Origin of the sequence: Pigmentiphaga daeguensis, from assembly GCF_039523035.1 — a bacterium.
In the GTDB taxonomy this organism is placed as follows: Bacteria; Pseudomonadota; Gammaproteobacteria; order Burkholderiales; family Burkholderiaceae_B; genus Pigmentiphaga; species Pigmentiphaga daeguensis.
This window is the reverse complement of record NZ_BAAAEN010000067.1, coordinates 1-1,472: the sequence shown is the minus strand read 5'-3', so window position 1 is coordinate 1,472 and position 1,472 is coordinate 1. Positions and strand designations below refer to the sequence as shown.

The 1,472-nt window shown below is 49.0% G+C and carries 3 protein-coding genes; 2 read left to right on the top strand and 1 reads right to left on the bottom strand.

The window, feature by feature from the left end:
- Positions 1-257 precede the first annotated feature (257 nt).
- Positions 258-653, top strand: coding sequence for an SMI1/KNR4 family protein (locus tag ABD104_RS30100; protein ID WP_132980318.1), 396 nt, complete (start codon positions 258-260; stop codon positions 651-653).
- A complete protein-coding gene (locus tag ABD104_RS30095) occupies positions 650-829 on the top strand; it encodes a hypothetical protein (protein WP_132980317.1) in 180 nt (59 codons plus the stop codon). Before ABD104_RS30100 ends, ABD104_RS30095 begins: the two co-directional genes overlap by 4 nt.
- A 289-nt stretch (positions 830-1,118) precedes the next feature.
- On the opposite strand, the gene ABD104_RS30395 is transcribed toward ABD104_RS30095, so the two are convergent.
- Complete coding sequence (locus tag ABD104_RS30395) at positions 1,119-1,391, bottom strand: alpha/beta hydrolase (protein WP_425543372.1); 273 nt, start codon at positions 1,389-1,391, stop codon at positions 1,119-1,121.
- Positions 1,392-1,472 lie beyond the last annotated feature (81 nt).

The window sequence follows — 1,472 nt, the reverse complement described above, 5'->3', positions numbered from 1 at the left end:
GAGGCCGAAGCGCGATACTATCGGCAACTTGCAGCGCCGACTGTGGAACCTGTTTTACTTTAACCAAAAAGCCTCCGCGATCCCCGGTGCGATTCAGGGCTTCTTTACAAGTCGGTCGATGTGCACGAAATTCATCCGGTGAAATTCGGCGGCAGCCCGACTGATGTTGGTAACAAAGTTATCTTGCCTAGTGATGTCCACCGGCAGCAAGTAACACCTTGGTGGAATCAATTGCAGCGTGACCTTGGAGGGCAGTGATGGAGTACTTTTTTACTGAAGGGCAATTGAATTCCCCGGCGGAGACGGGTGTTGTTAGTGGACTATCAGCGGCCTTGAAGGTTGTGCTTCCCGTTGGTTATGTTGACTTTCTTAGGCAGCATAATGGAGGTGAGGGTTTTGTTGGGGATAATTATATAATTTTTTGGAGAGCGGAAGAGCTGGTTGATTTTAATCGTGAGTATGAAGTTGAAAAGTATGCACCAAGAATTTTACTATTCGCTTCCAATGGAGGTGGGGAAGGCTATGGGTTTGATACCCAGTCGACTGCTATGCCAATAGTTCGTATTCCGTTTATTGGAATGGCGCGTGAATATGCGATTCCAGTCGCGGAGAGTTTCTCTGATTTTTTCAAAAAACTGTCAGAGCCGCTATGAACGAACATCCTAACATGCGTCCACGGGGTATGGAGTTGGTAGAAATTAAGCCAGCTATAGTTGGTGGCGATGCTTTGGATCCACGCAATAAGGCGTGGGTAACAAGACAGCAACACTTCGAGATCGTGCGCTATTGGAACAAAGTGATTGCCGAGCTTCGCAAGAAAAAAGAATGATTGTTTAGTTTTATGAGATTCGGCAGTGCCAAGTAAAGTGATGGCGTTGATTGGCGGGGTGGAGTGGAGAGCGTTGATTCCTTCATTGTATGGGCTGCTTGTCGAATAGTTGTTCAGGGAGTTGGCTCCATGATAGAAAAATTGGAAACGTATGAGGTTTCAAATTTCGCGCTAAAGAGGAGTTCCTCGCCGAACAGCAACAGGCAGGATCAGGTTCGTATGCTGATAAGGGTTTGACAGCCTTTGTTAGATTGAGGATTTTTGATGCTGATTGCGGTGGTTCGGCGTACTACCGGACCGAAATTATCCCTTCCAGAAACGCCGCCGCTTCCCGCATCGCCGCTGCTGACATTGCCGCATAACCCGAAAACCCATGTGGCATGCCAGGATAGACTGTCAATTCGTGTGGGCGTTCCAAGTTTGCTAGTCGCTCCGCAAATAGCCGAGAGTCGCCGATAAGCGGATCGACATCCCCCACCCCCAGCCAGATCGGTGGACAATCCCGCATCTCGATCCTGACCGGTATAGCCGAGTCGGGTGGATTGGCTGACCTGCTCCCCAATTTAGTACGAAACCAAATTAGAGTCTGCGGTTAAAAAACTGTCTGCAAACTGCTTGGGCGTCAGATACCCGAGCGAACTGT